Here is a 24,956-nt window from a genome sequence, read left to right as displayed (position 1 = left end):
GTGCCGGTGGACCGCAACGGCGACGTTCGTCATGCTTTGACGGCCCGCCACGACAGGGTCAGGTACGGCAATTCCAGGTCCTCGCCGTCGGCATGGCCCAGGTGCTCATGCAGGTACCAGTCAAGGTTCGCGAGGACCTTGGCCCGGGTGGCTTCCCCGGCACGAAGGTAGTAGCTGCGGGATTTCGTGAGCTCCATCAGGTCCCTGGTGCTGACAAGGTCCTGCCAGTGCGTCACGTGGCCTTCAAGGTGTTGGAATTGGGGGCCCACCACAGGCCGGTGGTCCGGCTTGTACACGTCCCCCGCATGCATGATGCGGGAGAGCCGGTGCACCCACGGGACGGATGTGTCCAGCTGGTTCCAGACCAGCCCGAGCGTTCCGTGCGGGCGGAGCACACGGGCCAGTTCCGTGCTCGCCGCGAGGGCATCGCACCAGTGCCAGGCCTGGGCAACGGTGACGACGTCGAACGCCGCCGCCGGCAGGTCCGTCGCCTCGGCGGTGCCCAGGACAGCCGTGGCGTCCGGATAGTGCGCAGTCAGCTGTTCGAGCATGTCTGCGGATGGATCGACGGCGGTCACCGCCAGCCCAGCAGCCAGCAGGAGTTCGGTGAATTTGCCGGTGCCGGCGCCAACGTCCAGTGCATCGCGGGCCCCGGCAGGAACGAGCCATTGCGCCGATTCCGCAGGATACCCGGGCCGGACCCGCTGGTAATGCTTGCCGCCGTCCTGGAAGCTCTGGCCGAGCTCCCGGCGCCGCCCATGATCAAGCCTGGGGCCACCCCGAACCACGTGCGGCCTCCTTCAGTAATGCCCTGCGGTATCCTCCGAATTTACCGCATCCGGGTCCAACAGCAGGGCACGGCCGTTCAGCCGCCGGCGAGGGTCAGTCGTCGAGGCAGGGAGCAGCCCCCGCGGTTCCCGGTGTGTTTGGAGCCCAGTGCGGGTAGGTGCGCGTGTCGTTCGCGGGAACCCAGCGGCCGGCATCCACCACATAGTCCCAGCCCAGCCCGTCGCGGCGAAGTTTGGCGATGCCTGCCAGGAGCCGTTCGGCATCCTCGAGCCGGGAACCGAGGCCGAAGCTGGCACGAAGGGAGCCGGAGGGAAGCCCCAGCCGCTTCAGCAGCGGATGTGCGCAGAAGCGCCCGTCCCGCAGCCCCACCCCGTGCTCAGCGGAAAGGTACGCGGCAACGAGCCCTGCGTCGTACCCCTCGACGGAAAAGTTGACCACGCCAATGGTGTCCGTGTCCGCGTTGGTGTCCTTGAAGATCTGGTGGACCGTGACGCCCTCGATGTCCTGCAGACCTTCCACCAGGAACGAGCGGATGGCGGACTCGTGCGCGTGCCAGCGGTCCTGGTCCAACCCGGCGATGACCTGGGTGGCGCGGGCAAGGGTGGCCGCGCCCAGGACGTTGGGGGAGCCGCCCTCGTGGCGGGCCGGGCCTGTTGCCCAGCTGACGCCGTCGAGCCTTGCTTCCTTGACGGCGCCGCCGCCGGCGAGGTGTGGAACACCGGCGTCGAGCCAGTCAGGGCGTCCCACCAGGACGCCGGCGCCGAAGGGCGCGTAAAGCTTGTGACCGGAGAACGCGACGTAGTCGACGTCGTCCGCGCTGATGTCAATGCGGCGGTGCGGCGCCAGCTGGGCGGCATCCACCACGATCCGTGCGCCGTGCTGGTGGGCGAGCGTTGCCAGGGCGCGGACGGGAAGGATCTCGCCGGTGACGTTGGAGGCGCCGGTGATTGCCAGCAGGCTCACGCCGCCCTGCTCGAGTTCAGCGCGGACGGCTTCGATGGTTCCCGCGATGGTGTCGGCGGCAACGATGCTGCGGTGGGGTACTCCCTGCCAGGGCAGCAGGTTGGCGTGGTGCTCGATGTCCAGGTATAGGACGTCACCGGCATGGCGTCCGTCAGCGACGGGCAGGCAGCCGGCCAGCAGGTTGAGGGAGTCCGTGGTGTTCCTGGTGAAGATAACGGAATCGTCCGCCCGGCCGCCCACGAAATCGCGGACGATGCTGCGGGCGTTCTCGTACACGGAGGTGCTGATTTGCGACGCGTACCCGGCGCCGCGGTGGACGCTGGCGTAGTACGGCAGGATCTCGTTGAGGTAGGCGGACACCACCGAGAGGGCGGGGGCAGATGCGCCGTAGTCGAGGTTGGCGTAACGGACATGCCCGCCGGCGATCAGCGGCGCCTGGATTTCCGCGCCGGTGACGGCGGCGAGGGGGCGGCCGGCGATCGCCTTGCGCGCATCGAAAACGGTCGCAGCTTCGGTGGTGATGGCGGCGTTGGGGGAGACGGTGGCAGTTGTCACAGAGACCTCACTTCAGAACAGGACTCCGCAATACAGGAATCCGCGCTTGCCGCATCCGCTCCGGACCGGCCTGGTCGTCACCCGGGGCACCCCACCGCGAATGGAGGGTTGCCGGCCAGCAAACCGGGGTTTTGCGCTGGCACTCGTGACCTGGTTAAGAGCGTAGAACATGGGGCGCCCAGGTTTGAAGCCGGCGCAAATGTTAAGGCTTTTGTTACGCGCCGGCGTGAAAGGCGTCTTTAGCCGAAGAAAACGACGGCGGACGCCTCCTTTCGGGGGCGCCCGCCGTCGATTCTTCGGTCAGGTGGGGTTGGGGCCGGAGTCAGAGAAGGTCGTCGAGCCCCGGGTTCAACCGCTGCAGCACCTCGGAGTGCAGGATGGAGTTGGTGGCCAGGGCGTTGCCGCCGAACGGGCCGTCCTCGCCCTCCAGTGACGTAAAACGGCCGCCCGCCTCCACCACGATCGGTACCAGGGCCGCCATGTCGTAGAGGTTGAGCTCGGGTTCGCAGGCGATGTCCACCGACCCTTCTGCCACCATGCAGTAGGACCAGAAGTCGCCAAAGGCGCGGGTCCGCCAGACGTCCTCGGTAAGGCCAAGGAACTCGTCAAGGTTTCCGCGTTCCTTCCATCCGCCGAGGCTGGAATATGACAGTGACGCGTCGGACAGGCTGGAGACGTCAGACACCCGCAGCCGGGTGGCCGCGGCAAGTGAACGGCCCATGTAGGCGCCCATGCCCTTGGCCGCCCACCATCGCTTGCCCAGTGCCGGGGCACTGACCACGCCGACTACCGGCTCGCCCTCATCAACGAGGGCAATAAGGGTGGCCCACACGGGCACGCCGCGGACAAAATTCTTGGTGCCGTCGATGGGATCGATGATCCACCTGCGCGAGCCGTGGCCGGTGCTGCCAAACTCCTCACCGAGTACTGCGTCCCGTGGACGGGAGCGGGAGAGTTGGCCGCGGATGGCTTCCTCCGCTGCCTTGTCCGCATCGGTGACCGGCGTCAGGTCAGGCTTGGTCTCCACGTGGAGGTCCAGTGCCTTGAAGCGGCTCATGGTCTGGTCATCCACGGAGTCGGCCAGGACATGGGCCAGGCGCAGGTCATCGTTGTAGCTCGAGGCGGGTTGGATCATGGTTCCAAACTACCGTCTGCGGGCGGTTCTGCTGGGAGATCGGCGTTGTCAGTTGACGCTGCCGAGCTCCTTGGTCTCCTGCGCTTCCATGCGGGGATCCGCTCCGAGGAGCCTGCGCAGGGACGCAAGCCGGGCTTCGCCGGTGGGACCCGCATGGCCTCCGGCCACCCAGGCATCCAGGCCGCAGTCCACTGCCGTGGCAGTGTGCTTGCAGCCGCGTTCACAGTCATCGATACCCGGCGAAAGGTCCGGGAAGGACCGGAGGATCCGGTCCGGATCCACGTGCGCCAGTCCGAAGGACCGGATGCCCGGGGTGTCGATGATCCAGCTGCCGGGAGGTGCGTCCGCAAGCCGCAAAGCCAGGGCCGACGACGACGTGTGCCGGCCCCGCCCGGTCACGGCATTCACTCCGCCGGTGGCCCTTTCCGCACCCGTAAGTGCGTTGACCATGGTGGACTTCCCGACCCCGGAGTGCCCCAGCATGACCGTGACCTTCCCGTCGAGGTGGGCCCTGAGTTCGGCGACCGCCGCGCTGTCCAGCCGGGCGGACAGCCCGTCGTCGGACCGCGCATCGATGCCGGACGCCTTCATATCGGCGGTACGGCTGATGATCACCGGGAAGTCCAGGTGCGTGTAGTTGGACAGCAGCTCCGCCGGGTCCTTGACGTCGGCCTTGGTGACGAGCAGGATCGGCTCGATGCCGGCGTCGTATGCTGCCACCAGCGCCCGGTCGATGAAGCCGGTCCGCGGCTCGGGGTTGGCTGCCGCCACCACGATCACCAGCTGGTCCGCGTTGGCGACCACCGCGCGCTCCACAGGGTCGGTGTCATCGGCGCTGCGCCGCAGGAGGGTCTTCCGGTCCTGGATTTTCACCAGCCGGGCCAAAGTATCGGGTTCGCCTGATACGTCCCCCACCAGTGAAACGAAGTCACCGGCCACCACGGGGGAGCGCCGCAGCTCGCGGGCCCGCGCGGCAATTACCGTGCGTTCGTTGCCGGAATCTTCGCCCACCACGGCGGTGTAGCGGCCCCGGTCAACGGTGATGATGCGGCCCGTGACGGCGTCGTCGTGGCTGGGCCGGTCCTTCGTGCGGGGCCGGGAGCCCTTCTTGCTGGGCCGGATCCGGACGTCCGATTCGTCCCACGAGTCAGTTCGCCGCGCCACCGCTGGAACCTTCCGCCCCGGCGTCGGCCTCCCTTTCGGATGCGCCGCCCTGGGCAAGCATGTCCGCCCACAGCCGCGGGAAATCAGGCATCGTCTTCGCCGTGGTGGCGATATCCTCCACCTGGACGCCGTCGACAGCCAGGCCCAGGATGGCCCCGGCGGTAGCCATGCGGTGGTCCGCATAGCTGTGGACGACGCCGGCGTGCAGCCGTGCAGGGCGGATGACCAGGCCGTCGCTGGTCTCCTCGGCGTCACCGCCAAGGCGGTTAATCTCTGTCACCAGCGCGGCCAGGCGGTCCGTCTCGTGTCCGCGCAGGTGGGCAATGCCGCTGAGCCGGGAGGGGCCGGTGGCCAGGGCGCACAGTGCCGCCACCGTCGGCGCCAGCTCGCTGGTATCCGCAAAGTCAGCGCCCTTGATCTCCGGACCACCGGTGACCGTCAGGACGCCGTCCGAAAGCGTCACGTCCGCACCCATCTCGGCCAGGATGCTGCGCCAGAGGTCACCCACCTGCTGCGTCTGCTCAGGCCAGCCCGGGATCCGGACCGTTCCGCCCGATGCCAGTGCGGCCGCGAGGAACGGCCCGGCATTGGAAAGGTCCTGCTCAATCCGCTGGTCAAAAGCGCGGATGGGGCCCGGTGAGACAACCCAGTGGTTGGGGACTGAATCATCAACGGACACGCCGGCGCCGCGGAGGACGGCGACCGTCATGTTGATGTGGTCCAGGCTGGGCACCGGCTTGCCGACGTGCTCCAGGTGGAGGCCGTCGGTGAACCGCGCCCCCACCAGCAGAAGCGCGGAGACAAACTGGGAGGAAGCGCTCGCGTCGATGACCAGGTGGCCGCCGCGGACTTCTCCGGTGCCTTCCACCACGAACGGCAGGGACGCCGGGGCGCCGCCCCCTTCCGCGGAGACGCCCACCCCGAGCGCCTTGAGCGCTTCGATGATGGTTCCCATTGGCCGCTTACGGGCATGCGGATCGCCGTCGAACACACTGTCCCCGTTGCGGAGGGCCGCGAGCGGCGGGACGAACCGCATTACGGTGCCTGCGAGGCCGCAGTCGATCCTGGTAAGGGGCGCAGCTTTGTCCTGTCCCAGCGGAACCACCTCGAGGTCCGGCCCAAAGGCGCCGTCTCCGGGCACTTCCGTGATGCGGGCACCGAGCTGGCGGAGGGCCTCGATCATCAGTGCCGAGTCGCGCGAGTGCAGGGGCGCCCGCAGGCGGGACGGACCATCGGCCAGCGCCGCGAGGACGAGGTACCTGTTGGTCAGGGATTTCGAACCGGGAACCGTGACGGTGGCATCAACGGGCCGCGAGGCGAAGGGTGCGGACCAATGGGGGACAGGAGTTCCGGAGTTGTCCCGGGTGGCGGCTGCAGCGGTCATTCGTGTTTATGCCCCCGTGGCCTGTTCCACGGCGCGGCGCACGGCCTTGTCCGCTTTGGAGAGCTTCTTGTTCGTGGTCTTCCTGGCATCCGCAGCAAAGTGCGAGGCGCCCTTCCGGGCATCGGCGGCAAGGTGCTCGGCGCGCCAGGCCAGACCCGGCTTGCCTGCGGTGTCCACGGAGGCAAGCAGGGCGCCGCCGCTCAGGGACAGGTTCTTCAGCAGCTGGTTGCGGCGCGTCTCGCGGCCTTCCTTGCTGCTGATGTCCGCGCTGCGCCATTCGACGAAGGTGTTGAGCAGGGAAATGACCGTCAGCAGGGTGGCCGAAAGCCTGGAGAACTTGCCCAGCCCAAACAGGACGCCTGCGCCCACCTGCGTTCCGCCGATGACCCGGGCAAGCATCTTCTCGTCAGCCTGGAACGGCAACGATGCCGCGGCCTTGCGGAGCAGGGGGGAGAGCTGCTGCGCTGTATCGTCAGCGTTCTTCAGCTTATCCACGCCGGCAACAACGAAACTGGAAGCCAGCATGGGCCGGGCGAGCGTGCGGACAAAGGACATGGATTTCCTCCTGGATGGACGAACCGCGTCGTGAACGGCGGAGTCCGTCCTAGTCTTGCACTTTTGGGGAATATTTGCCCAAGGGCAGGGGTTATGCCAAACGGGTCCGCGAAGGTCGGGTCACAGTCAAAGTGCGGGAACAATGAGCGGAGCTGGGCCTTGAGGCGGGTGTTGGACGGAATCAAAGGGGCAGGCCCCGTGGCAATGAGCTCCCTGGAGGTGGAACCTCCGGAGTATGGCTCGCCGCGTGCACGCAGCCTGACAGTAGACTTGAAGGCAATGAGCACCCTGGATCCGGCCGTGTCGGCCATGTATGAGGCTTCGAACAACGAAGTGAAGGGCGCCGCGGACGCGGCGTCCGCGTCCGAAGCGGCTGAGGCCCCACAACCCGGAGCTGAGACCACCGAAATCGTGGTGGATGTTTCCACCGAAACAGCCGAACAGCGCCGCCTGCGGTTCGAACGCGACGCCATGCAGTACGTGGACCAGCTGTACTCCGCAGCGATGCGGATGGCCCGGAATCCGTCGGATGCCGAAGACCTCGTCCAGGAGGCCTATACCAAGGCGTTCTCAGCGTTCCACCAGTACAAGCCGGGCACCAACCTGAAGGCATGGCTGTACCGCATCCTGACGAACACCTACATCAACCTCTACCGTAAGCGGCAGCGTGAGCCCCTCCAGTCCAACTCGGACACCATCGAGGACTGGCAGCTCGCGCGGGCAGAATCGCACACGTCCAGTGGGCTCCGCTCTGCTGAGGCTGAGGCGCTGGACCACCTTCCGGATTCGGACGTCAAGCGTGCGCTCCAGGACATCCCGGAAGAATTCCGCCTTGCGGTCTACTTCGCTGATGTCGAGGGGTTCGCGTACAAGGAAATTTCAGACATCATGAACACGCCTATCGGCACCGTGATGTCCCGGCTCCACCGCGGCCGGAAAATGTTGCGGGACATGCTCGCGGAGTACGCCGCCGAGCGGGGATTCAAAACGGCCGCGGATGCACAGGACACGGCTGCAAGCACACAACAGGAGAACAGGAAATGAGCGACTGCCAGGGATTGGGCGACTGCGACGACACCCGGATGCAACGCATCTACGAGTACCTCGACGGAGCGCTGACCCGCGAGGACATCACGGAGATCAAGAACCATCTTGACGACTGCCCGGAATGCACGGAGCAGTACGACCTTGAGTGCGTCATCCGCAACATGGTCAAGCGCTCCTGCACCGAAGCAGCTCCGGAAAACCTGAAGAACGCCATCCTGGACCGTATCCACGCCATCAGGCCGGTGGACGCGTAAGTCCAGGCGCCTGCCAGGATCCAGCCGCAACTGCGCCTGGACAGCAAAGACCCCGGAAGCCGAATGGCTTCCGGGGTCTTTGCTTGAACCGTAGTCCCTGGCATTTGCCTAGGTGTTGGGGCGCTTCCCGTGGTTCGCGCCGCCACGCTTACGGTCACGACGCTTGCGTGCACGCTTGCTCATAGCTGGCCTCCTTACTGTTGGTACTCAAAAGAGCTGCCCTCAAGTCTCGCACATCATCAGACCGCCCGCGAACCGGGAACCGCCGCATGACCTGCGCTTGGACGCATCCACGCCGCCGGACTCAGGAGTGCAGGGAGTTCCGGATAGCAATGCGGGCCTGCTCCAGCACCGTCCTCATGGTTTCGAGGGTCACAGGACTCAGCGGCTGGGTACGGGCCCCCAGTCGAAGTTCGGTGCGGACATCGTCGCGAAACTCCTGGAGCATCATTTCCGCTTCCTTAAGGGACCGCTGGCCCACCACAGGGCCCCGTCCGCCCGGAAGCCGGAAGTCCGCCGCCAGGCTGGTGGCGCGCGCAGCTTCCGCCGTGGCGGCCAGGTCGGCACGGAGGCCGCGCATGTTGCTGCGGATGTCCTCCCGCAGGTCATCGGCCAGACGGCGGACCGAGGCCGAAATGTCGTTCTCCACCCCGGCCAGCTCGTCGCGCCGCCGGTCCAGTTCGGCTAGGCCCGCGGCGGTGATGCGGTAGTTGGTGCGCCGGCCGGCTGATTCCGTGGCCACCAGGCCCTCCTCTTCGAGCTTTCCGAGGCGGGGGTAGATGGTCCCGGCGCTGGGGGAGTAGGTGCCGCCAAAACGGTCCTTGAGGGCCTTGATGAGCTCGTAGCCGTGCTTGGGGCCGGATTCAAGCAGCGCCAGGAGGTACAGGCGCAGTGCACCGTGCGCGAATACCGGCGGCATCAGTGGCCAGCTTCCGTGTCCTTGACCGTTGCCCTGTGGAAGATGGACGTCTTGCCGGAGACAGAGTTGGTGCGGAGCAGCATCAGCTGTCCGTCGGGTCCTGCGATGGTCTCCACCTTGCCGCCTGTATGGGCGTAGCGCTGATCGTCGATCACCACCGTTCCGGTGCCGGACTTGGCCACCATGTCCACGCCGACGTCCTGCGGCAGCCGGATGGTGAGGTCACCGGAGACCGAGTTGGAGCCGAAGTCTTCGGTGAAGCCGAGAAGGTCGAAGCTAAGGTCGCCGCTGACCGTGTTGGCCCGGACATGGGTGAAGTGGCCGGAGGCCGTCACCTCGCCGGAAACACTCTTGGCGGTGAGGACGCCGGTGTGGTCCCGTGCGGTCACCTCGCCGCTGACGGTGTTCACGTGCAGCTCTCCGCCTGTGCCGTTCGCCATGACGGAACCGGAGACAGTATTAAGCCGGGTATTGCCGGTAACCCCGGAGACCAGGCCGTCACCACTAACGATTCCGGCTTCGACGTCAACGTTCTGCGGAACGGCGATGCTGATCACGGCCGAGTTCTCGCTGTTGTGGCTCACCGCTCCCATGAGGTTCTTGAACCAGCCCTGCGCACCGTGAAGCTGGTGGCGGACTTCGAGCCTACCGTTGCTGATGGAAACTGCCACGGGGTCTCCGTGGACCTCGGTGATCTCAATACGGGCAACGGGTTCCTGGTGGGTCACGACGTCGAACCGCCCGCGGACCATGCCCAGCTTTAGCGACGTCACGCCGTCGATGTCGATGGTCTGCGGGCTGGTTACAGTCCAGTTCTGGTCAGACATGGCCCCTCCAAAAGGCGATATATCGTGTTCAGGCTTCCCACGGTACCGCTGCGGGGAGGGGCGGGTCAAGATATATCGCGAGCTATTCTAGGCGGGTGCGTCCAGTTTGAGCCACTGGAACCAGCCACGGTGCAGCACCAGCCACGCCATGAGCCCGTACCCGGCCTGGCCGGGAGTCCCACCGTTTGCCGCGAGGTCCTGGCGCCACTGCTCGTGGTTGAGGAGCGGCGAGAACGTGTCCACGTACAGGTGTTTCCGGCGCGTGGTGACATCCGCGAAGGCGGTGTTCAATTCATCCAACCGGCGGTTCTGCGCCGGATCCAAGGTGGGGGGCGGCCCCACCACGAAAACTTCGATGCGGTTCTGCGACGCCGAGTCCAGGATGTTTGCGAGGTTGAGCCGGCTTCGCGCAGTGGACAGGCCGAACTCGATGTCACGGCCTGAGAGCCCGATCACCAGGCGATTTTCCGCCTGCGGGCTGAACCGCCGACCCGCTTCTTCCAGCCAGCGCGCGGCCAGACCTTCCGTCCCTTCCTGTGGACAGGGGAGGGCATAACTTTCCATCAGCATGCCGTCCTGGGGAGTGCGGGCAAGGACGCGGCCCAGCCAGCCGAGCGCCCGGGGATCTCCCAGTCCGGCGAGCAGTTCATCTCCTACAGCCGCAATACGCAGCTTCCTGTCTTCCACACGATCCTCTTTACTTCGGTCCTGACTGGCCGCTGCCACCGTGGCGCCGCGGATGCGGGATAACGGGGAGGCGCTGTCCATCCATTAAACAGAACTGCCCGGCCGGAGTCTGGTATTTCGACGTCCGGCCGGGCAGCCTTACTGCTTACTTCCGTGCAAATGCCTGCTTCAGCAGAACATCCTGCTCCGCGGCGTGCCGCTTCATGGAGCCGGCAGCCGTAGAGGCTGACGCGGGACGCGACACCAGGCGCACCCGGCGGTCAAGGGCGTCCGGCAGGTTCAGGCCGATGAACGGCCACGGTCCCTGGTTGGCGGGCTCGTCCTGGGCCCAGACAACCTCGGCGTTCGGGTACTTGGCAAGTTCCGCGGAAATCTCGGCGTGCGGCAGCGGGTAAAGCTGCTCCACGCGGACGATCGCGGTGGTCTTGTCGCCGGTCTTCTGCCGGGTGGACAGGAGATCGTAGTACAGGCGGCCGGAGACCAGCAGGACGCGTTCGACGGCGTCTGCCGCCAGCTGCTCATGCTCGGGGATGACCGGGCGGAAAGTGCCGGTGGTGAACTCCTCGACGGAGGATGCAGCGGCCTTCAGGCGGAGGAGCTGCTTCGGCGTGAAGATGATCAGCGGCTTCCGCGGACGGCTGTACGCCTGGCGGCGCAGCAGGTGGAAGTGTGAAGCAGCCGTGGTGGGGTTCGCCACGATCATGTTCTCTTCAGCACACAGCTGCAGGAAGCGCTCGATCCTGGCTGAGGAGTGGTCCGGGCCCTGGCCTTCGTAGCCGTGCGGAAGCATCAGCACCAGCGAGGAACGCTGGCCCCACTTCTGCTCGGCCGACGAGATGAACTCGTCGATGATGGTCTGGGCGCCGTTGACGAAGTCACCGAACTGGGCTTCCCAGAGGACCAGCGCATCCGGCCGTTCCACCGAGTAGCCGTATTCGAAGCCCATGGCCGCGTATTCGGACAGTAGTGAATCGTAGATCCACAGCTTGGCCTGGTCATCGGAAAGGTTGCCCAGGGGCAGCCATTCCTTGCCGTTGGCGCGGTCGTGGAACACGGCATGGCGCTGCACGAAGGTACCGCGGCGGGAGTCCTGGCCGGCAAGGCGTACGGGCACGCCCTCCATGATGAGTGAGCCAAAGGCGGCAATCTCGCCGAAGCCCCAGTCGATGCCGCCTTCGCGGGACATCTGCTCACGCTTCTCCAGCAGCTGCTTCAGCTTGGCGTGGACAGTGAAGCCCTCGGGGATCTCCACGTGCGCCTTGCCGATCCGGGCCAGCGTCTCCGCCGAGATGGCCGTGGAGGCCGGGGCGCTGATGCTGGAGTCGGACTGCTGGGCGATGGGCCGCTCGATGTCCGACACTGCAGCGGTGTCTGCGGTGACAATCGGGATCGGGGACGTCTGCGCTGCGTGGGTCTCGGCGAAGACGCGTTCCAGCCGCTCCTGGTAGTCGCGGAGCAGCTGCTCTGCTTCTTCCTCGGTGATGTCGCCGCGTCCGATCAGGGATTCGGTGTACAGCTTGCGGACGGAGCGCTTGGCTTCGATGAGGTTGTACATCAGCGGCTGGGTCATCGAGGGGTCGTCGCCCTCGTTGTGGCCCCGGCGGCGGTAGCAGACCATGTCGATGACAACGTCCTTGTGGAAACGCTGGCGGAACTCGTAGGCGAGCTGGCCGATGCGGACAACAGCCTCGGGATCGTCACCATTCACGTGGAAGACCGGTGCCTGGATCATCTTGGCGACATCCGTGGAGTAAGTGGAGGATCGCGAAGAGGACGGGGCGGTGGTGAAGCCCACCTGGTTGTTGACCACGATGTGGATGGTTCCACCGGTGCGGTAGCCGCGCAGCTGGGACAGGTTGAGCGTCTCGGCGACAACACCCTGGCCGGCGAAGGCGGCGTCACCGTGGACCACGATGGGCAGGACAGGGAACGATTCACCCTGGTCCAGGCGGTCCTGCTTGGCGCGGACAATGCCTTCGAGCACGGGGTCAACGGCCTCCAGGTGGGAGGGGTTGGCGGCCAGGTAAACCTTGGTTTCCTTGCCGTTGTCCGACGTGAAGGTGCCCTCAGTACCCAGGTGGTACTTGACGTCGCCCGAACCCTGGACCGAGCGGGGGTCCTGGGTGCCTTCGAACTCGCGGAACACCTGTGCGTAGGTCTTCCCGGCGATGTTCGTGAGCACGTTGAGGCGGCCGCGGTGCGCCATGCCGATGGCGACTTCGTCGAGGCCGTCGTCGGCGGCGTCGGACATGATCGCGTCAAGCAGCGGAATCAGGGACTCGCCGCCCTCCAGGGAGAAGCGCTTCTGGCCCACGAACTTCGTCTGCAGGAACGTTTCGAATGCTTCTGCGGCGTTCAGCTTGGAAACGATCCGGAGCTGCTCCTCACGGCTCGGCTTGGAGTACGGGTGCTCCAGCTGGTCCTGGAACCACTTGCGCTCGGCAGGCTCCTGGATGTGCATGTATTCGATGCCGGTGGTGCGGCAGTAGGCGTCGCGAAGGACACCGAGGATGTCACGGAACTTCAGCTGCGGCTTGCCGCCGAAGCCGCCCGTGGGCCATTCGCGGTCCAGGTCCCACAGCGTCAGCCCATAGGTCAGGACGTCCAGGTCGGGGTGCTTGCGCTGAACGTATTCGAGGGGATCGGTGTCCGCCATCAGGTGTCCGCGGACGCGGTAGGAGTGGATCAGCTGCTGGATCCGGGCCACCTTGTTGATTTCGTCGGCCGGGTCCACCTGCTTGTCGGCGCTCCACCGGACAGGCTCGTACGGGATCCGGAGGGCTTCGAAGATCTCGTCGTAGAAGTTCTGCGCGCCGAGCAGGAGCTGGTGGACGAGCTTCAGGAACTCGCCGCTGCCGGCACCCTGGATGACGCGGTGGTCGTACGTCGACGTGAGCGTCAGGACCTTGCTGATGGCATTCTGGGCGATGATCTTCTCGCTGGCGCCCTGGAATTCCGCCGGGTAGTCAAGGGCGCCAACGCCGATGATGGCGGCCTGGCCCTTGGAGAGGCGGGGTACCGAGTGGACGGTGCCGATGCCGCCCGGGTTGGTCAGCGAAACAGTGGTGCCCTGGTGGTCCTCCGCGGTGAGCTTGCCGTTGCGGGCACGCTTAATGAGGTCCTCGTAGGTGTGCCAGAACTCGGCAAAGTTAAGGGTCTCGGCCTTCTTGATGTTCGGAACCATCAGCAGGCGGGTCCCGTCCGGCTTGGGCATGTCGATGGCGATGCCGAAGTTGACGTGGGCGGGCTGGACAGCCGAAGGCTTTCCGTCCACCTCGTCGTAGTACACGTTCATGGAGGGGAACTGCGACAGGGCACGGATCACGGCGTAGCCGATGAGGTGCGTGAAGGAGACCTTGCCGCCGCGTGCACGGGCGAGGTTGGAGTTGATGACAACGCGGTTGTCGATCAGCAGTTTGGCAGGAATGGCCCGGACGCTGGTGGCGGTGGGCACCTCGAGGCTGGTGACCATGTTGGTAGCAATGGCCTTGGCCGGTCCGCGGAGGACGGAGACGACGTCTTCCTCGGGAGCGGTGGGGGCCTTGACGTTTTTGGGCAGCTGAGCGGGGATCGGCTGCGATCCGGTAGCGCCCTCGGTCTTCTTGCCGCCGTCGCGGGCCACGGTGGCGGGAGCCTTCTTCACCGGTGCCGGGGCGGGCGCGGCAGCGGCCGGCGGAGCCGGGGGAGCGGCCGGAGCTGCGGCCGGCGACGGTGCCGGTGCTGCAGGAGCCGCGTTCACGATGGGCATCTGCCGGGTGGGAGGGTTGGCCGTAGCCTGTCCCGAATTTCCGTTGGAAGAAGAACTGCTGCCCGAGTCGAACGATTCAAACAGCGGCCACCACTTGGCATCCACAGCGTTCTTGTCCTGCTGGTACTGCTCGTACAGTTCGTCAACGAGCCACTCGTTTCCGCCAAATTCCTCTGGTAGACGGTGGCTTGGCTGCTCTGGCACTTGAAATACGCCTCTTCCATGAGTTTGATTTCTCTCCGGCCCCACGGTGCTTCAGCACTACGTTCGAACCAGTCTCTGCGTCCTCTGAACCCAGACGTTTGCAAGTCTAGTGAGCTTGTCGTCTTAACTGCCAATAAGGGTGACCCAAATCATGAAGTGACGCGCCAAGGGCTGAATATGGCGGCCGGACGCGTCTCAACGGGCGGTTTGTGGGTAAGGGAATCTGCCGCCCCAACCCGTCCTTTGCCCGCCCGGGACAGGGCACCTGCTCCTGTAGACTGAAATCCTTATGGACAGTAAATCTAGGTGCCGGCCTGGGGGCTGTCAGCGGAGCACGAAGAACAGCGCCGCACAGTCCACCCGCAGAGCCGGCAAACCCCGAACACGCGCCCATCACCCACCAGCGGCCAAGCCGGCCGCGGCCCGCAAGGAAAGAGCGTCGGTTTCTGCCGACCATCCTCCGCCGGGCAGATCTTCCAGCATCCGCAATCCGCGTACGGCCGTTGCACAGGTCGACGCCGTCCAGGCGGGATGCTGAATGGAATGGCTACTCCTTGCAGCAGGTCTGCTGCTCATCGCCGGTACAGGTTTCTTTGTTGCCGTTGAGTTCTCCCTCATCGCCCTGGACCAGCCCACCGTCCAGCGCGCGGTGGACGACGGCGACACCGGCGCCATTGCCCTGCTCACCTGCCTGAAGTCCCTGTCAACGCAGCTCTCCAGCTGCCAGCTGGGCATTACCCTCACCACGCTGCTCACGGGCTACGTCATGGAGCCCTCGGTGGGCCGGCTCCTGGAAGCCCCGCTGGCCGCCGTCGGGCTTCCCGACGTGGCCGTGGCGTCCATTTCGCTGGTCCTGGCGATGGTGATTGCCACCCTGCTCTCGATGCTCCTGGGCGAGCTGGTTCCCAAGAACATGGCCATCGCCTTGTCCTTCCCCGTGGGTAAGGCCCTGGCGCGGCCCCAGCTGATCTTCACTGCCGTCTTCAAGCCGGCGATTGTGGTGCTCAACGGCTTCTCCAATAAAGTGCTCAACGTTTTCGGCCTGGAGGCCAAGGAAGAGATCTCCGGGGCACGCACCCCGGCGGAGCTTGCTTCGCTGGTCCGCCGCTCGGCGGCGATGGGAACGCTCGACGCCGGCACGGCCAACTTCATTGCGCGCACCTTGAACTTTTCCACCAGGACGGCAGCGGACGTCATGACGCCCCGCATCCGGGTGGAAACGATCGACGCGGACCAGCCTGTTTCTGACATCGTGGCTGCCGCGCGCAGGACGGGGTACTCGCGGTTCCCCGTCATCGGTGACTCTGCGGACGATATCCGCGGCCTGGTCCACGTGAAGAAGGCCGTGGCGGTTCCGTCCGAGCGCCGGCAAAACCTGGAAGCGGGCGCCATCATGACGGAAGTGCTCCGGGTCCCCGAGACCATCCACCTTGATGCCCTGCTCGCCGAGCTCCGCGAGGGAAACCTGCAGCTCGCCGTCGTCCTGGACGAGTACGGCGGGACCGCCGGCATCGCAACCCTGGAGGACCTGGTGGAGGAGATCGTCGGGGAAGTGGCGGATGAACATGACAAGGTCCGCCCGGGTCTGCTGCAAAGCGCGTCCGGCGACTGGTACTTCCCGGGACTGCTCCGTCCGGACGAACTGTCCGAACAGATTCCGGGACTGACGGTCCCTGACGAAGCTGCCTACGAAACCGTGGGCGGCTATGTCATGAGCAAGCTCGGCCGGATCGCAGCGGTGGGGGACACCGTGCCGGTTGGCGGCGGAACCCTCAGCGTCACCAGGATGGACGGCCGCCGGATCGACCGGATCTGCTTCCGGCCGGCCGGTCCGGAAGCCGGGGCCATGGACACCAGCGACAGGATTGAACGATGAGCGACTGGGCCGGAATCCTCTGGCTGGGTGTCCTGCTCCTGGGAAACGCCTTCTTCGTGGCAGCTGAATTCGCTGTCATGTCCGCCAGGCGGAGCCAGATCGAGCCCCTTGCGGAGAGCGGTTCCAAACGCGCGCAAACCACCCTCAAGGCGATGGAAAACGTGTCGCTCATGTTGGCGTGTGCCCAGCTCGGCATCACGGTCTGTTCGCTGCTGATCCTGTTGGTGGCAGAACCTGCCATCCATCACCTGCTGGCCTACCCGCTGGAAATGGTGGGATTGCCCATGGAGGTGGCCGACGTGGCAGCCTTCGCCGTGGCACTGATGCTGGTGACATTCCTGCACGTGACCTTCGGCGAGATGGTGCCGAAGAACATCTCGGTGTCCGTAGCGGACAAGGCGGCCTTGTTCCTGGCGCCGCCGCTCATGTTCATCGCCCGGCTGGTGCACCCGGTGATTTCCGTCCTCAACTGGTCGGCAAACCACATCCTCAAGCTGCTGCGGATCGAGCCCAAGGACGAGGTGAACTCCTCGTTCACCCTTGAGGAGGTGCAGTCCATCGTCCAGGAGTCCACCCGCCACGGCCTGGTGGACGACGACGCCGGGCTGATTAACGGTGCCCTGGAATTTTCGGAGCACACCGCCGCTGACATCATGGTGCCGCTCGGGAACCTGGTCATGTTGAAGGCCGCCACCACTCCGGTGGAGTTTGAGAAGGCCGTCAGCCGCACCGGCTTCTCCCGGTTCCCGATGCTTGATGATGAGGACATGCTTTACGGTTACCTGCACGTGAAGGACGTCCTGTCCATCCCGGAGCAGGCGTACGGGCTTCCCATCGCCGAAAGCCGCATCCGGTCGCTGGCGAACCTTGCCCTGGATGACGAGATCGAAAAGGCGATGTATGTCATGCAGCGGACAGGTTCGCACCTTGCCCGGGTCATCGGTCCTGACGGCAATACGCAGGGAGTGCTGTTCCTGGAGGACGTTATCGAACAGCTCGTGGGCGAGATCCGGGACGCCACCCAGGCCACGGGGATCCGGCGCCTGGGGCAACCCAACGGAGGATGACGTGGGGTGCCCTTTTCGTCTTTGAACGGGAAGGGCACCCGCTGCATTGGGTGAATCTAAATAGGAATGATTCCTATTTAGGTATAAACTGAACAGGTCGTTTCCCCTCCCCAGTGAACTGAGGTTTTCCGTGCGCCGTTCCGCTGCCCGTTCATCCGTTGCCGCCCTGGCCGGGCTTGGCCTGCTGCTGAGTGCCTGCAGCCCCCAGGCTGAGAGCACCCAGCCCGAGCCGTCGCCCGGCGCTGCAGAGGGAATCAACGTTGTGGCGTCCACCAACGTTTACGGGGACATCGCGAAGACCATCGGCGGGGACAAGGTCAGCGTCACCGCCATCATCAACAAGACGAGCCAGGATCCGCATTCCTATGAGGCCACCGCCCAGGACCGGCTTGCAGTGTCCAAGGCTGACCTCGTCATCGAAAACGGCGGCGGGTACGACGACTTCATCCACACCCTGGCGGAGGACAGCAACCTCGACGCCGGCAAGGTGCTGAACGCCGTCGAACTGTCCGGATTGGCGCACCCGGAAGGGGAAGAAGCTTCCGCCGAAGCCACCGCCACCGAGTCCGAACCGGCAGGCGGGGAAGCCCACGACCACGGCGAACTCAACGAACATGTGTGGTACAGCCTGCACGCCATGGAGCAGCTTGCCGGTGACATCGCAGCCAAGCTCGGGGAGCTCGATCCCGCGTCGGCCCAGACGTTCGAGACCAATGCGGCCACCTTCACGTCCACGCTGGAAGAACTGCATGGAAAGCTCGACTCGCTGAAGGGCAGCGCCGCCGGCGCCACGGTGGCTGTCACGGAACCCGTTCCGCTGTACCTGCTGGAGGATGCAGGTCTGGTGAACGCCACCCCCGAGGACTACACTGCTGCGATCGAGGAAGACTCCGACGTGCCCCCGGCCGTGCTCAAGGCGGCAACGGATCTGGTGGCATCGAAGTCGGTCCGTTTCCTGGCCTACAACGAGCAAACCGAAGGTCCGCAGACGGAGTCGTTGAAGGAAGCGGCTGAAACGGCCGGCGTTCCGGTGGTGGATTTCAATGAAACGCTGCCCGAAGGCAAGACGTACCTCCAGTGGATGACGGACAATGTGGACAACATCAGCAAAGTTCTGGAGAGCAAATAGTTGAAACCTGTCGTCAGCCTCACCGGTGCGTCCCTGAAATTCGGTAAGCGGGCGCTCTGGGAGGACCTGGACCTGGACATCAGGCCGGGCGAGTTCTTCGCCGTGCTTGGTCCCAACGGGAGCGGAAAAACCAGCTTCCTGAAAGTCCTGCTCGGATTACAGGACCTGCACCAGGGCCGGGCTGCGCTTGGCGGCCGCCCCGTTGAACGCGGCAGCAGCCTGATCGGCTACATCCCCCAGCAGAAGTCGTTTGCCCCCGATACTCCGATGCGCGCAAGGGACCTGGTGGGACTCGGCGTCGACGGCCACCGGTGGGGACTGCGGCTGTCATCGGCCAAGGCTAACCGCAGGATCGACGAACTCCTTGACCTGGTGGGTGCCACGGACTACGCAAGGGTTCCGGTAGGACAGCTCTCCGGCGGCGAGCAGCAGCGGCTTCGCGTTGCCCAGGCCCTTGCCACCGATCCCCAGGTCCTGCTGTGCGACGAACCGCTGCTGTCCCTGGACCTGCACCACCAGCAGGCCGTCAGCGCACTGATCAACAAGCAGTGCCACGAGCGGAACAGCGCAGTGGTGTTCGTGACCCATGAGATCAACCCGATCATCGACTACGTGGACCGGGTACTTTACCTGGCGGGGGGCCGCTTCAAGGTGGGAACTCCCGACGAAGTGATGACCACGGAGGTGCTGTCCGACCTCTATGGCAGCCATGTTGAGGTCATTCATGCCAACGGCCGCATCGTGGTGGTCGGGCTTCCTGACGCCACCACCCACCACCACGCAGAGACCCATGCGCTGGCAGGGGAGGCAGCCTGATGGACGCAGACAGCATCCTTGGGGCCATCTTCAATTTCGAGAACTATGGCGAGCTGCTGGTCCTCGTCCAGAACTCCATTTGGGCAGGCGCCGTCCTGGGCCTCCTCGGCGGCCTCGTGGGCACGTTCGTGATGAAGCGGGACCTGGCTTTTGCCGTTCACGGTATTTCCGAACTCTCCTTTGCCGGCGCGGCCTTTGCGCTCCTGATCGGTGCGGACATCGTCTTCGGGTCCCTCATCGGGTCCGTCGCCGCGGCGCTGTTGCTGGGCCTCATGGGCGTCAGGGCAAGGGACAAGAATTCGATCATCGGTGTCATCATGCCGTTCGGCCTGGGGCTGGGGATCCTGTTCCTTTCCCTGTACGAGGGCCGTGCGGCCAACAAATTCGGCCTGCTCACCGGCCAGATTGTTTCCGTCGACACGGTCCAGCTGCAGGCACTCGCCGGGACAGCGGTGGTGGTGATGGTGGCCCTGATCGCCATCTGGCGGCCGCTGAACTTCGCCAGCGTGGACCCGGAACTCGCCGAAGCCCGGGGCGTTCCGGTGCGGACGCTGGCCATCGTTTTTATGGTCCTGCTGGGCATCAGCGTTGCCCTCTCCATCCAGGTAGTGGGAGCACTCCTGGTGCTGGCCCTGCTCATCACCCCGGCCGCAGCGGCCCTGCGGGTTACGTCCTCGCCGGTGGCAGTGGTGGTGCTGAGCGTGGTCTTCGCCGTGACGGCAACGGTCGGCGGAATCCTGCTGGCGCTCGGCGGCCGGATCCCCATCAGCCCCTACGTCACCACGCTCTCATTCCTGATCTACGTGGTGTGCCGCGTTGTGGGTTCGGTCCGTGCCGGCAGGGGCATCAACGGACGGGTCCTGCAGCCCCGGTAAGCGCACCGGGCCCGGTTGCTACAGCTTGCCCGCAGCCCTCAGGGCCGTGCAGTCGGGGCACAGGCCGAAGATTTCCACGGTGTGGGCGACTTCTGTGTAACCGTGTTCCGCGGCGGTTCGCGCCGCCCAGGTTTCCACAGCGGGGGCTTCGACCTCCACGGCCTTCCCGCAGTTCCTGCACAGCAGATGGTGGTGGTGGCCGGTGACGGCGCAGCGCCGGTAGACGGCTTCTCCTTCACCGTTGCGCAGGACGTCCACGAGCCCTTCGTCGGCAAGGGACTGAAGGATCCGGTAGGCGGTGGCGAGCGAAACCGAGACGCCCTGGTTCTGCAGGATCCGGTACAACTCCTGCGTGCTGACGAAGTCGTCGAGCTCATCCAGCGCCGCACTGACGGCCCGGCGCTGTTTGGTGACGCGCTGTTCCTTGCCGCCACCCGTGACGGGGGACGGCGTGGTGGAATCAGCCTTGGCGCCGAGCGGCATGGACGAACTCGCTTCCGTGGGGATGGTGGCAAAGATACAGATTACCAGCCGCAGCCTCGTGGACACTGTCCGCCGCCGGACCCTAGGCTGGCGCTATGAAGCTGACGAAATACACCCACGCCTGCGTCCGGCTCGAGAAGGACAACCGTGTATTGGTGGTGGATCCCGGCAATTTCTCCGAAACAGCCGAGGCCCTCAAGGGTGCGGAAGCCGTGCTGGTCACCCACGAACACGCCGACCACATCGACGTCGGACCCGTCGTTGAGGCCCTTCGCAGCAACGTTGGCCTGGCGGTTTTCGCGCCCGCAGGTGTTGCGGACACCTTGCGGATCAAAGCTCCGGAGGCCGTCGCCCGCGTCAACGCCGTGGAGCCGGGTACAGCTTTCGAAGCAGCGGGCTTCGCGATCCGAAGCTTTGGTGGCCAGCATGCGCTGATCCATCCGCAGATTCCGGTTGTCGCCAACATCGGCTACCTCATCGACGAGAACGTCTACCACCCGGGCGACTCTTTCGTTATTCCGGACGGCATCAGCGTCAAGACCCTGCTGGTTCCGCTGCACGCGCCCTGGAGCAAATCCGCCGAAGTGGTGGACTTCGTCGTCGGAGTGCGGGCCCCGCGGGCATTCCAGATCCATGACGGGCTGCTCAATGAGAACGGCCTGAAGATCGTGGAAGGACACGTGGCACGGATCGGCGCCAAGTACGGCACCGAGTACACGCATCTGGCTGCCAGGGAGTCTGTAGAGATCTAGATGGCCGTGGGGTCCCACTGCCCTGTATCGAAAAACGTCCTGATGACCGCTTCATACGGCTCGGGGTCGAGGCCGTGGGATGCCAGCCACTCCTGGTTGTAGTAGTTGCCCGCGTAGCGTTCACCGCCGTCGCACATCAGCGAAACGATGCTGCCCCGCCGGCCTTCGGCGACCATTTCGGCGACGACCTGCCAGACGCCCCAGAGGTTGGTGCCGGTGGACGGTCCTGCGTGGAGGCCGGCCAGGACCCGCAGGTGGCGCATGGCTGCGACTGATGCCGCATCGGGAACCTGGACCATGCGGTCGATCACGGAGGGCACGAAGCTGGGCTCCATCCGCGGCCGCCCGATGCCCTCGATGCGGGACGGCAGGCCGGCCGGAGGATTGGCCGTCCCACCCAGCCAGCCCGGATAGAACGCTGAATTCTCCGGATCCACCACCAGCAGGCGGGTGGGATGGCTGTGGTAGCGGAGGTAGCGGCCGATGGTTGCGCTGGTTCCGCCCGTCCCTGCGCCCACCACGACCCAGTCGGGAACCGGATGCTCCTCGAGCTGGAGCTGCCCGAAAATGGACTCAGCGATGTTGTTGTTGCCGCGCCAGTCCGTGGCCCGTTCCGCATACGTGAACTGGTCCATGTAGTGGCCGTTGCAGGTAGCGGCCACCTCTTCTGCAGCTGCATAGACGTCGGAGGCGTGCTCCACCAGCAGGCACGAGCCACCGAACTGTTCGATCAGGGCGATCTTCTCCTGGCTGGTGGTGCGTGCCATGACTGCGATGAAGGGCAGCCCCAGCAGCTGGGCGAAGTAGGCCTCGGAGACCGCGGTGCTGCCGCTGGAAGCCTCCACAATGGTGGTGTCCGCCCTTATCCAGCCGTTCACCAGGCCGAAGAGAAACAGGGAGCGCGCCAGCCGGTGCTTGAGGCTGCCTGAGCGGTGGGTCGATTCATCCTTCAGGTAGAGCTGGACTCCCCAGTGTTCCGGCAGGGGCACGGAGTAGAGGTGTGTGTCGGCCGAGCGGTTGTTTTCTGCCCTGATCCTGCGAATGGCCTGGTCAGCCCAGTCCCGGTCCGACAACCCGCGGCCTTCCCAGTCAGTGCCTTCGCTGCTGCCGCCCTGCTTGTTGCCGCTGTTCCCGTTCATCACCGATCCAGCCTACCTGCGGCCGAACGGCTACCCGCCTAGAGTTGGATCCGTTGGTTTCACCACCTCCAAAGGAGTGCACATGAACCCCCTGATCGATGTTGCCGGGCTGCAGGCGCATCTCGCTGATGGCCGCCGGCGCACCGTGCTGTTGGATGTCCGGTGGGCGTTGGGTGACCCGCACGGGCACCGCCACTACCTCGCCGGACACCTGCCTGGCGCAGTCTTTGTGGACCTCGCCATTGAACTGGCGGCACCCCCGGTTCCGGAGCGGGGGCGGCACCCGTTGCCGGCACTGGACGACTTCCAGGCGGCAGCGAGGCGCTGGGGGATCAACGACGGAGACGTGGTGGTGGCCTACGATGACACAGCCAACATGGCCGCCGCCAGGGTGTGGTGGATGCTGCGGAACGCCGGGTTCGCCGACGTCTACCTTCTTGACGGCGGCCTCGCCGCCTGGCGTGCGGCGGACCTGCCGGTTGAAGCCGGCCCGGTGCAGCCGGAGCCCGGGAACGTCACCTTGGCTGACGGGAACATGCCAGTGCTCGACGCCGCTGCTGCCGCCACCTGGGCGGGCAGCGGACTTTTGCTCGACGCACGCGCGGGGGAGAGGTACCGCGGCGAGATCGAGCCCGTTGATCCTCGGGCAGGCCACATCCCCGGAGCGGTGAGCGCGCCGACGTCGGACAACGTGGATGGGAACGGACGCTTCCTGCCTGCGGCAGAATTGCGGCGCAGGTTTGAATCGGTGGGTGTGCGTGACGGCATCCCGGTTGCTGTTTACTGCGGGTCCGGCGTGACGGCGGCCCACGAGGTGGCGGCGCTGGAAGTCGCCGGCATTCGGGCTGCCCTCTATCCAGGCTCCTTCTCGGAATGGTCCAACAATGCCGAATTGCCCGTAGCCACCGGCCCGGAACCCGGCGGCGGGCACCGGTCGGGTGGAAAGTTGGCCGGCGGCAAGGGTAGCGTCGCACTATGACCCCAGGACGTCCCGTACCGCCGCCCCTCGCCAGACCCATAACCTCCGCTTCCGACGCCGGAGTCCTTGCCGCCGCCTATGGCGCAGTATCCAGTGACAGCGGTTTGGTCCCGCTGACCGTCGCCCGGCGCGCCCCCAAGCAGGACGACGTCGAAATTGCCATCGAATTCTGCGGCCTGTGCCACTCCGATGTGCATGCCGTGAGGGGTGAATGGGGCGGCCAGACCTATCCGCTGGTGCCGGGCCACGAAATCGTAGGGACCGTCAGCCGGGTCGGCGCAGGTGTCACCGATTTTGGAGTGGGCGAGAGGGTCGGCGTGGGCTGCATCGTGGACTCCTGCCGTGAATGCGACAGCTGCCTGGACGGCCTGGAGCAGTACTGCGAAAAGGGCATGACCGGCACCTACGGTGCCACAGACCTCCGGAACGGCGGCGCCATCACCCAGGGCGGCTACTCGTCGTCCATCGTGGTGGACCGCCGCTACGTGGTGCGGGTCCCTGAATCCCTCGACCCGGCCGCCGTCGCGCCTTTGCTCTGCGCCGGGGTTACCACCTTCTCCCCGCTGCGGCACTTCGACGTGGAAGAGGGAGACGTCGTAGGCGTGGTGGGGCTCGGGGGACTCGGCCACATGGCGGTTAAGCTCGCCAAAGCCATGGGCGCCAAGGTGGTCGTTTTTACGACCTCCGAGTCCAAAGTCCCTGCCGCGCTTGAGCTCGGGGCCGACGAAGTGATCCTCTCCCGGGACGAAGACGCCATGGCGGCGGCCAACCGCACCATCGACCTGATCATCGATACCGTCGCCGCCCCGCACGACCTGAACCCGCTGTTCCGCACCCTCCGGGTGGACGGCGCCCTTTTCCAGCTGGGACTGCCCTCTGAGGCCATGCCTCCCGTCAATCCCCGGGCCCTCATCCGGCGCAGGATCGCCTATGCAGGCTCCTTGATCGGCGGGATCGCCGAGACCCAGGAGATGCTGGACTTCTGCGCCGAGCACGGCGTTGTAGCCGACATCGAAGTGGTGGGCGCAGACAAGCTCAACGAGGCCTACGACCGCATGGTCGCAGGGGACGTGAAATACCGGTTCGTGCTGGACACCAGCACGTTGCAGGCACCCGCCAAGGAGGCAGACGCATGAGCACGCTTTTTACCAGGATCCTCAACGGGGAGATTCCCGGCCGGTTCGTTTGGCGGGAACCGGACGTGTCCGCGTTCCTCACCACCGGCCCGCTTGCCGACGGCCACACGCTGGTGGTCCCCACCGAGGAAGTGGACCGCTGGACCGACGCGTCCCCGGAAACCCTCGCCAGGGTCATGGAGGTCGCCCGCCGGATCGGCGCGGTGCAGGTGGATGTTTTCGACGCTGCACGGGCGGGCCTGATTGTGGCCGGCTACGAGATCAACCACCTCCACTTGCACGTATGGCCGTCCAGGAGCATGGCGGAGTTCAACTTCGCCACCGCGGACCAGAATCCGGATCCGGCTGTCCTCGACGCGAATGCCGAAAAACTCCGCGAGGGCCTCCGGGCAGCAGGCTACGGCGAGTTCGTCCCGTCCGCGTAACCGCAGGATGTCCCGGTGTTGGCCGGGACATCCTCCTGTCCAGTGCGG

The 24,956-nt window shown here is 65.6% G+C and carries 24 protein-coding genes and 1 riboswitch; of the genes, 11 read left to right on the top strand and 13 right to left on the bottom strand.

Features of this window, described 5'->3' with window-relative positions:
• Positions 1-29: 29 nt before the first annotated feature.
• From ACZ9BC_RS07620 to ACZ9BC_RS07595, 6 genes are all read right to left on the bottom strand, one after another.
• The gene (locus ACZ9BC_RS07620; RefSeq protein ID WP_476245373.1) at positions 30-788 is read right to left on the bottom strand and encodes a class I SAM-dependent methyltransferase; all 759 of its coding nucleotides are present in this window, start codon (positions 786-788) and stop codon (positions 30-32) included.
• 94 nt (positions 789-882) lie between these two features.
• On the bottom strand, positions 883-2,307 hold the full coding sequence (locus tag ACZ9BC_RS07615; RefSeq protein WP_476245372.1) for an aminotransferase class V-fold PLP-dependent enzyme: 1,425 nt from the start codon (positions 2,305-2,307) through the stop codon (positions 883-885).
• Between the two features lie 37 nt (positions 2,308-2,344).
• Positions 2,345-2,458, bottom strand: a riboswitch (SAM riboswitch).
• 171 nt (positions 2,459-2,629) lie between these two features.
• Complete coding sequence (gene hisN, locus ACZ9BC_RS07610; protein ID WP_079597633.1) at positions 2,630-3,442, bottom strand: histidinol-phosphatase; 813 nt, start codon at positions 3,440-3,442, stop codon at positions 2,630-2,632.
• 48 nt (positions 3,443-3,490) lie between these two features.
• Positions 3,491-4,606, bottom strand: a complete 1,116-nt coding sequence (rsgA, locus tag ACZ9BC_RS07605) for a ribosome small subunit-dependent GTPase A (RefSeq protein WP_115525063.1) — start codon at positions 4,604-4,606, stop codon at positions 3,491-3,493.
• Positions 4,590-5,990: a 3-phosphoshikimate 1-carboxyvinyltransferase gene (aroA, locus tag ACZ9BC_RS07600; RefSeq protein WP_476245371.1), complete on the bottom strand. Its 1,401-nt coding sequence runs from the start codon at positions 5,988-5,990 to the stop codon at positions 4,590-4,592. The genes rsgA and aroA overlap by 17 nt, the downstream gene beginning before the upstream one ends.
• 6 nt (positions 5,991-5,996) lie before the next feature.
• On the bottom strand, positions 5,997-6,545 hold the full coding sequence (locus ACZ9BC_RS07595) for a DoxX family protein (RefSeq protein WP_476245370.1): 549 nt from the start codon (positions 6,543-6,545) through the stop codon (positions 5,997-5,999).
• Positions 6,546-6,749: 204 nt separating this feature from the next.
• Between ACZ9BC_RS07595 and ACZ9BC_RS07590 the strand changes: the two genes are divergently transcribed.
• Positions 6,750-7,589, top strand: a complete 840-nt coding sequence (locus tag ACZ9BC_RS07590) for a sigma-70 family RNA polymerase sigma factor (RefSeq protein ID WP_476245416.1) — start codon at positions 6,750-6,752, stop codon at positions 7,587-7,589.
• On the top strand, positions 7,586-7,846 hold the full coding sequence (gene rsrA, locus ACZ9BC_RS07585) for a mycothiol system anti-sigma-R factor (protein WP_476245369.1): 261 nt from the start codon (positions 7,586-7,588) through the stop codon (positions 7,844-7,846). The genes ACZ9BC_RS07590 and rsrA overlap by 4 nt, the downstream gene beginning before the upstream one ends.
• Positions 7,847-7,954: 108 nt before the next feature.
• On the opposite strand, the gene ACZ9BC_RS07580 is transcribed toward rsrA, so the two are convergent.
• From ACZ9BC_RS07580 to ACZ9BC_RS07560, 5 genes are all read right to left on the bottom strand, one after another.
• On the bottom strand, positions 7,955-8,029 hold the full coding sequence (locus ACZ9BC_RS07580; RefSeq protein ID WP_369299106.1) for a 50S ribosomal protein bL37: 75 nt from the start codon (positions 8,027-8,029) through the stop codon (positions 7,955-7,957).
• A 121-nt stretch (positions 8,030-8,150) separates the two neighbouring features.
• Positions 8,151-8,765: a PadR family transcriptional regulator gene (locus ACZ9BC_RS07575; protein ID WP_476245368.1), complete on the bottom strand. Its 615-nt coding sequence runs from the start codon at positions 8,763-8,765 to the stop codon at positions 8,151-8,153.
• Positions 8,765-9,592 (bottom strand): DUF4097 family beta strand repeat-containing protein, encoded by an 828-nt coding sequence (locus tag ACZ9BC_RS07570; RefSeq protein ID WP_476245367.1) that lies wholly within the window; start codon positions 9,590-9,592, stop codon positions 8,765-8,767. Before ACZ9BC_RS07570 ends, ACZ9BC_RS07575 begins: the two co-directional genes overlap by 1 nt.
• Before the next feature lie 87 nt (positions 9,593-9,679).
• Complete coding sequence (locus ACZ9BC_RS07565; protein WP_176156864.1) at positions 9,680-10,279, bottom strand: GDSL-type esterase/lipase family protein; 600 nt, start codon at positions 10,277-10,279, stop codon at positions 9,680-9,682.
• A gap of 145 nt (positions 10,280-10,424) precedes the next feature.
• A complete protein-coding gene (locus tag ACZ9BC_RS07560) occupies positions 10,425-14,231 on the bottom strand; it encodes a multifunctional oxoglutarate decarboxylase/oxoglutarate dehydrogenase thiamine pyrophosphate-binding subunit/dihydrolipoyllysine-residue succinyltransferase subunit (protein ID WP_476245366.1) in 3,807 nt (1,268 codons plus the stop codon).
• A gap of 538 nt (positions 14,232-14,769) precedes the next feature.
• Here ACZ9BC_RS07560 and ACZ9BC_RS07555 point away from each other — a divergent pair.
• The 5 genes from ACZ9BC_RS07555 to ACZ9BC_RS07535 all read left to right on the top strand — a co-directional run bounded on the left by ACZ9BC_RS07555 (position 14,770) and on the right by ACZ9BC_RS07535 (position 19,994).
• Entirely contained in the window at positions 14,770-16,107 is a 1,338-nt protein-coding gene (locus tag ACZ9BC_RS07555) for a hemolysin family protein (protein ID WP_476245365.1), read from the top strand.
• Positions 16,104-17,174 carry a hemolysin family protein gene (locus ACZ9BC_RS07550; protein ID WP_079597643.1) on the top strand — a complete coding sequence of 357 codons (1,071 nt, stop codon included), beginning with the start codon at positions 16,104-16,106 and terminating at the stop codon, positions 17,172-17,174. Before ACZ9BC_RS07555 ends, ACZ9BC_RS07550 begins: the two co-directional genes overlap by 4 nt.
• Before the next feature lie 130 nt (positions 17,175-17,304).
• Complete coding sequence (locus ACZ9BC_RS07545) at positions 17,305-18,303, top strand: metal ABC transporter solute-binding protein, Zn/Mn family (RefSeq protein WP_476245364.1); 999 nt, start codon at positions 17,305-17,307, stop codon at positions 18,301-18,303.
• Positions 18,304-19,119 (top strand): metal ABC transporter ATP-binding protein, encoded by an 816-nt coding sequence (locus ACZ9BC_RS07540; RefSeq protein ID WP_476245363.1) that lies wholly within the window; start codon positions 18,304-18,306, stop codon positions 19,117-19,119.
• Positions 19,119-19,994 carry a metal ABC transporter permease gene (locus ACZ9BC_RS07535; protein WP_079597645.1) on the top strand — a complete coding sequence of 292 codons (876 nt, stop codon included), beginning with the start codon at positions 19,119-19,121 and terminating at the stop codon, positions 19,992-19,994. Before ACZ9BC_RS07540 ends, ACZ9BC_RS07535 begins: the two co-directional genes overlap by 1 nt.
• 18 nt (positions 19,995-20,012) lie before the next feature.
• On the opposite strand, the gene ACZ9BC_RS07530 is transcribed toward ACZ9BC_RS07535, so the two are convergent.
• Positions 20,013-20,477 (bottom strand): Fur family transcriptional regulator, encoded by a 465-nt coding sequence (locus tag ACZ9BC_RS07530; protein ID WP_079597646.1) that lies wholly within the window; start codon positions 20,475-20,477, stop codon positions 20,013-20,015.
• Between the two features lie 95 nt (positions 20,478-20,572).
• On the opposite strand from ACZ9BC_RS07530, the gene ACZ9BC_RS07525 reads away from it, so the two are divergent.
• On the top strand, positions 20,573-21,229 hold the full coding sequence (locus tag ACZ9BC_RS07525) for an MBL fold metallo-hydrolase (protein WP_476245362.1): 657 nt from the start codon (positions 20,573-20,575) through the stop codon (positions 21,227-21,229).
• On the opposite strand, the gene ACZ9BC_RS07520 is transcribed toward ACZ9BC_RS07525, so the two are convergent.
• Positions 21,226-22,368 carry a PLP-dependent cysteine synthase family protein gene (locus tag ACZ9BC_RS07520; RefSeq protein WP_476245361.1) on the bottom strand — a complete coding sequence of 381 codons (1,143 nt, stop codon included), beginning with the start codon at positions 22,366-22,368 and terminating at the stop codon, positions 21,226-21,228. The two genes, ACZ9BC_RS07525 and ACZ9BC_RS07520, sit on opposite strands and share 4 nt — an antisense overlap.
• A gap of 82 nt (positions 22,369-22,450) precedes the next feature.
• Between ACZ9BC_RS07520 and ACZ9BC_RS07515 the strand changes: the two genes are divergently transcribed.
• From ACZ9BC_RS07515 to ACZ9BC_RS07505, 3 genes are read left to right on the top strand one after another with little or no spacing between them, the layout of a single operon-like run.
• On the top strand, positions 22,451-23,347 hold the full coding sequence (locus ACZ9BC_RS07515) for a sulfurtransferase (protein WP_476245360.1): 897 nt from the start codon (positions 22,451-22,453) through the stop codon (positions 23,345-23,347).
• Positions 23,344-24,483 carry an NAD(P)-dependent alcohol dehydrogenase gene (locus ACZ9BC_RS07510; RefSeq protein WP_476245359.1) on the top strand — a complete coding sequence of 380 codons (1,140 nt, stop codon included), beginning with the start codon at positions 23,344-23,346 and terminating at the stop codon, positions 24,481-24,483. The genes ACZ9BC_RS07515 and ACZ9BC_RS07510 overlap by 4 nt, the downstream gene beginning before the upstream one ends.
• Positions 24,480-24,908 carry an HIT family protein gene (locus tag ACZ9BC_RS07505; protein ID WP_476245358.1) on the top strand — a complete coding sequence of 143 codons (429 nt, stop codon included), beginning with the start codon at positions 24,480-24,482 and terminating at the stop codon, positions 24,906-24,908. Before ACZ9BC_RS07510 ends, ACZ9BC_RS07505 begins: the two co-directional genes overlap by 4 nt.
• The last annotated feature ends 48 nt before the right edge of the window (positions 24,909-24,956 follow it).

The organism is Pseudarthrobacter sp. TE3704 (genome assembly GCF_056279405.1).
Note: the sequence above shows the minus strand (reverse complement) of the source record. Positions and strands in the feature narration are given on the sequence as shown.

Coding starts and splice junctions, on each gene's coding strand:
- hisN (WP_079597633.1), bottom strand. CDS start 3,442: ATGATCCAACCCGCCTCGAGCTACAACGATGACCTGCGCCTGGCCCAT.
- aroA (WP_476245371.1), bottom strand. CDS start 5,990: ATGACCGCTGCAGCCGCCACCCGGGACAACTCCGGAACTCCTGTCCCC.
- ACZ9BC_RS07595 (WP_476245370.1), bottom strand. CDS start 6,545: ATGTCCTTTGTCCGCACGCTCGCCCGGCCCATGCTGGCTTCCAGTTTC.
- ACZ9BC_RS07590 (WP_476245416.1), top strand. CDS start 6,750: ATGAGCTCCCTGGAGGTGGAACCTCCGGAGTATGGCTCGCCGCGTGCA.
- rsrA (WP_476245369.1), top strand. CDS start 7,586: ATGAGCGACTGCCAGGGATTGGGCGACTGCGACGACACCCGGATGCAA.
- ACZ9BC_RS07575 (WP_476245368.1), bottom strand. CDS start 8,765: ATGCCGCCGGTATTCGCGCACGGTGCACTGCGCCTGTACCTCCTGGCG.
- ACZ9BC_RS07570 (WP_476245367.1), bottom strand. CDS start 9,592: ATGTCTGACCAGAACTGGACTGTAACCAGCCCGCAGACCATCGACATC.
- ACZ9BC_RS07555 (WP_476245365.1), top strand. CDS start 14,770: ATGGAATGGCTACTCCTTGCAGCAGGTCTGCTGCTCATCGCCGGTACA.
- ACZ9BC_RS07550 (WP_079597643.1), top strand. CDS start 16,104: ATGAGCGACTGGGCCGGAATCCTCTGGCTGGGTGTCCTGCTCCTGGGA.
- ACZ9BC_RS07535 (WP_079597645.1), top strand. CDS start 19,119: ATGGACGCAGACAGCATCCTTGGGGCCATCTTCAATTTCGAGAACTAT.
- ACZ9BC_RS07530 (WP_079597646.1), bottom strand. CDS start 20,477: ATGCCGCTCGGCGCCAAGGCTGATTCCACCACGCCGTCCCCCGTCACG.
- ACZ9BC_RS07525 (WP_476245362.1), top strand. CDS start 20,573: ATGAAGCTGACGAAATACACCCACGCCTGCGTCCGGCTCGAGAAGGAC.
- ACZ9BC_RS07520 (WP_476245361.1), bottom strand. CDS start 22,368: ATGAACGGGAACAGCGGCAACAAGCAGGGCGGCAGCAGCGAAGGCACT.
- ACZ9BC_RS07515 (WP_476245360.1), top strand. CDS start 22,451: ATGAACCCCCTGATCGATGTTGCCGGGCTGCAGGCGCATCTCGCTGAT.
- ACZ9BC_RS07510 (WP_476245359.1), top strand. CDS start 23,344: ATGACCCCAGGACGTCCCGTACCGCCGCCCCTCGCCAGACCCATAACC.
- ACZ9BC_RS07505 (WP_476245358.1), top strand. CDS start 24,480: ATGAGCACGCTTTTTACCAGGATCCTCAACGGGGAGATTCCCGGCCGG.